This is a genomic window from Ferroglobus sp., from assembly GCF_015521575.1.
GTDB lineage: Archaea > Halobacteriota > Archaeoglobi > Archaeoglobales > Archaeoglobaceae > Ferroglobus.
In genome coordinates this window covers 1-4193 of record NZ_WANY01000237.1, presented here as the reverse complement: position 1 = coordinate 4193, position 4193 = coordinate 1, and the positions used below count along the sequence as shown (strand labels likewise).

Annotated in this window: 6 protein-coding genes; 2 read left to right on the top strand and 4 right to left on the bottom strand. The window is 41.8% G+C overall.

Features of this window, described 5'->3' with window-relative positions:
* Positions 1 to 118: 118 nt before the first annotated feature.
* The gene (locus F7C14_RS09535) at positions 119 to 1243 is read right to left on the bottom strand and encodes a glycosyltransferase (protein WP_290902270.1); all 1125 of its coding nucleotides are present in this window, start codon (positions 1241 to 1243) and stop codon (positions 119 to 121) included.
* Positions 1244 to 1364: 121 nt separating this feature from the next.
* Between F7C14_RS09535 and F7C14_RS09530 the strand changes: the two genes are divergently transcribed.
* On the top strand, positions 1365 to 1958 hold the full coding sequence (locus F7C14_RS09530) for a DUF1616 domain-containing protein (protein ID WP_290902272.1): 594 nt from the start codon (positions 1365 to 1367) through the stop codon (positions 1956 to 1958).
* Positions 1959 to 1960: 2 nt separating this feature from the next.
* On the opposite strand, the gene F7C14_RS09525 is transcribed toward F7C14_RS09530, so the two are convergent.
* Complete coding sequence (locus tag F7C14_RS09525) at positions 1961 to 2455, bottom strand: metal-dependent hydrolase (protein ID WP_290902268.1); 495 nt, start codon at positions 2453 to 2455, stop codon at positions 1961 to 1963.
* An 81-nt stretch (positions 2456 to 2536) separates the two neighbouring features.
* Between F7C14_RS09525 and F7C14_RS09520 the strand changes: the two genes are divergently transcribed.
* Positions 2537 to 2785 (top strand): hypothetical protein, encoded by a 249-nt coding sequence (locus F7C14_RS09520; RefSeq protein WP_290902266.1) that lies wholly within the window; start codon positions 2537 to 2539, stop codon positions 2783 to 2785.
* Here F7C14_RS09520 and F7C14_RS09515 read toward each other — a convergent pair.
* Both F7C14_RS09515 and F7C14_RS09510 read right to left on the bottom strand, forming a co-directional pair.
* Positions 2757 to 3509: a type II CAAX endopeptidase family protein gene (locus tag F7C14_RS09515; protein WP_290902264.1), complete on the bottom strand. Its 753-nt coding sequence runs from the start codon at positions 3507 to 3509 to the stop codon at positions 2757 to 2759. The genes F7C14_RS09520 and F7C14_RS09515 overlap by 29 nt on opposite strands.
* A 10-nt stretch (positions 3510 to 3519) precedes the next feature.
* Complete coding sequence (locus F7C14_RS09510) at positions 3520 to 3930, bottom strand: hypothetical protein (RefSeq protein WP_290902262.1); 411 nt, start codon at positions 3928 to 3930, stop codon at positions 3520 to 3522.
* Positions 3931 to 4193 lie beyond the last annotated feature (263 nt).

Sequence of the window (4193 nt, the reverse complement as noted above, 5' to 3'; positions counted from 1 at the left end):
CATGTGCGATTCACCTCATTACAATTAGCATTACAATATATTTAAATTTTACTGGGGTTTGCAAATATGATTGAGAACACGAACAGGTAAAAAATATGCTAAATAAAATTGAATGCTTCTACAACTCACTCATGATGCTCAGGAAGAACGAGAAGAATATCGTCTGTAGCCCTATGATCATCAACGTAAATGCGAATATATCTTGGTTAAGTAGAGGCAAATCCCTGAATCCGCTCGAAATCCATTTATTTAGAATTAGCAGTGTGTAAAAGAATCCGACAAGAAAAACGAACAGTCCAAGGAGTATCCCGCGTTCGAGGGTAATCTTCTCTTTTATGAGTTTCGTTATCCTGTCGTACTCTATCGCTCCAACCAAGTATCCGTATACCGACGAAAAAAGTCCCAAGAAAATTAATTGATAGCCCACGATCGACATAAACGATGCCGCAATCATCGAGTGTATTCCCAACGAAAAACCTCCGATCCTAATTTTAGTAACGCTCATGAGTACGACAAGTACGAAGCCCGTGATAAAAAGCAAAAAACCTGGAATGTAAAATAAGTGCTTCGGTGTCCTTATCAGCATGAATTTTAAGTGCCTCCATCCATCGCTGAAAGACCTGAGTTTCGATTCACCGGTTCGAGGGTAGTAAGTTATCGGAACTTCCACGATTCTCAAACCCTTTCTTACAGCTTCTATTATCATTTCACTCGCAAACTCCATACCGTGACATTTTAAATCCATTTTTTCGAGAGCTTCTCTTGTAAACGCCCTGAAACCGGAATGCGCATCGCTTACACCAGCTTTAAAGAAGAAATTCAATAAAAACGTTAGGAGAGGGTTGCCGATGTATCTGTGAAGCCAGGGCATTGCTCCTTCCAGAATTTTTCCCTTAAACCTGCTACCTATAACTAAATCAGCTTCTCCTTTTCTTAGCGGCTCCAGCAACTTCGGTATTTCGAGAAAATCGTAAGTGTTATCGGCATCACCTATAACAATGTACTTTCCCCTCGCATACTTAAATCCGTAGAGATATGCGTATCCGTATCCCCTTTTGTCTGGCGTAACGACTTTCGCTCCTAAAGATCTTGCTATCTCCGGAGTCCTGTCCGTCGAGTTGTCCGCTACTATTATTTCCCCGTCGATATTGTGCTCCTTAAAAATCTTCTTAATCTTCTCTATGCATATGCCTATCGTATCTTCCTCGTTGAGCGATGGTATCACAACGGAAACCTCGGGCATAACGTCACCCTACATAGCCAATGAGATAATAGAGCATAAATAAATCTTTCTAAACGTAAACTTATGTACTCGCAGAAAAATTGTCACGTACTTCTAACGAAACTGTTCGTTAGAACAAAAAATATTTACGACAGTACGATTTAACCTCCACGAAATGGTAACGAAAAAAAGCGAAAGAATCCTCACGATCCTCCTTATTGTAGTACTGGCTGCATGCATAGCTGGTACTGTGTACATTGCAATTACCCCGAAAAGAGGCGAGAATTTTACGGAGTTTTACATCCTCGGTCCGAGCGGAAAGGCTGAAGGTTATCCAAAAAAACTAAAGGTCAACGAAAGCGCTGCGGTTATAATTGGCATAGCCAATCACGAATATCGGAAGGTTAACTACATCGTTGAAGTCTGGCTCGTCAACCTTACGATAGAGGGAAACAAGACCGTAATCAACCACATGTATCTCCTCGACTCGTTTAACGTAACGCTCGATCACATGGACATCTCAACGGAGAGCTGGAAACCCCAGTGGGAAAAGATGTACAACTTTTCGGTTCACAGGAAGGGTAAGTACAAGCTGTGGTTCCTACTTTTCAAAGATAAAGCCCCGCCTCTACCCGAAAACCGCACCGATTACGCGGGAACTGTAGCCGAAAAAAGGATTTTAGACGCCATGAACGGAAAGATTCTCAGCCTAAACCTGAACATCGTTGTAGAGTGACATCAATTTTCCACTCTTCTGTAAAGTTTGTAGAGAAAGTATAGCAGAATTGCCCCGATCATTTCTGATAGGAAGATGTAGGGATTTCGATAGGAATTTATAATGTTGTAAATCCGCTCAATCAGTGTTAATGTTGGCTTTAGCGGTATATCTCCCATGAAAGGAAAGAGCAGCAAAGACGGGTCCTCCCACATTCTGTCCTCCGCGAGATGGAGCATGCTGGCAACGGGAAGAATTACCGGATTTCCTCCAAGTCTAAACTGGAGATTCGACCTGAAAACAAGAAAAATTAATAGCATTAGTACGTTAAAAAGCAGCGTGTGAGCGACGAGTCTTCCATTTCCGAATCCCTGAAAAATTAGAAAGCCAAGAGGTTTGTCTATGAGATCCGGCAATAAAGATCCGAAAAATGCTATTGTAAAGTCTCTTCTTCTCCTGATGAAATTGGCTACGTATAATACAAACGTTGTTAGGGCTACGTGACCTATGATAAGCATTGTACTAACTGGGGTCGAGGTTGTTGTTAACAGTTTCCGAACCAAAAGGTTTAATAAAGAAGACAAAAATGCCGTAAGAAAATGATTACACTCGTAAACGTCATGACCCCAGAAGGTGGATTTTCAGCAACAACCACAATTGGTCTAACTTGGGGTGGTATCTACGCTACAGCTTTTTTAATACTACTGCTGTCGATCAAGGAAATTCTCTCGGCATCAAGTTACTATGGAAAGGAGGTAGAATCTGCTTTGAATGCTCAAATTCTACCGATCCTCTTCGTATTCTTTGCGATAGTTCTTTTCAAAACAGTGGAAGTGCTGTACCCGTAAAGTGGAAGATTCCGAACACCATAACATTAACCGTTCCATGAATTGCAACGACAAACGGCAAGCTTCTGGTTTTTTGAAATACGTACCCTATGAAAAGTCCGGCAAGGAGAGCGAAAGCGAAACTCGAAAGTCCGTAGCTCATGTGCATGCTTCCAAATATTAAAGCAGCGATGAGTAAGCCGATGAACAATCCGAATTCCTTCTCAAGACACGTTTGAAGAACCGACCTAAATACTAACTCCTCTGCAAGGGCGACAAAAACGTACATAACGATGCAGAGTGTCAAAACACTGTTAATGCTAAGATCCGAAACGAGTGGTTCCGTTTTTAGTATTCTAAACTCAGCAAGAGACATCAAAAAACCCGTTAGCAATCCGAGTGGAATGTACAAATGCAAATTCTTTGCACTGAATCCAACATCTGCAGCACTCAAGCCCAACGTTCTAATGACGATGTAGACCGAAGCGAATATGGGAGTATATACGAGCGGAAACCAGTACACAGTGTAAGGAAAGAACACTGGCATGGAAAAGTTAACTATCCTAAGGACAGAAGGTAGGGCGAGAGGTAAAATAACCCGCTCCTTTCCAGAAATAATGTAGAAAAGCACCGTAAAAACTACAACGAAGTGCAGCAGCAAACTTGCAACCTTATGCGTTGTTATCAAAGCTTCTGCGGTGATTATAAGTAATAGTAGGAGTCCGAAAAGAGCGTACTTCCTCATCCGACCACCCTTAGACGTAAACCCTCTTCCTCATAACCTCCCTGCCACCATCCCAGCTTATCGTAAGCTTTACATCTACGTAACCTTTGCTTTTGATTTTCAGTCCGTCGAAGAAGCTCACCGATATTTCAACTGTTTTAACGGTACTTTCGTTCGGCTTGATATCGCCAACAACAACTTCCAGCTTCTCCCGACCGTTAACTTTCACCCGCTCACCGTCAACAAGCAACTCCAAGCTAACCTTAACATTCCTTGCATACCCGTCCTTGTTTGTGAGTTTCGCCGTAATTTTTCTGCTAAATGTACCGGTTTCCTCGACGCTTAGAATTTCAACCAGAAACGCCCTCTCCTTCCTTTTCGAAGTCTTCTTTACCGTTTTTGAGTCCGAAAGAGATGCTTTTTGATCGGGATTTTCGTCCAAAATTTCGATAGGGTGTAGATATATAAAAACTACAGCAGAAATTAGGATCAAAATAAAATAGTATTTAATTTTCATGAAATTTAAAATTCAGTACTTTCTACTTACAAAAATTACCGCCACCCCAGCGCCAACGAGGGCAAAAGTTAAGAGTTCCGGTATGGCTATTGCATAAGCTGTTGAAAATGCCAGCGCATCTGCTTCTCCGGCTAAGCTATCCTCAACCTTGATTTTAAATACATCACCCACCTGAACGGGTTCTGTTG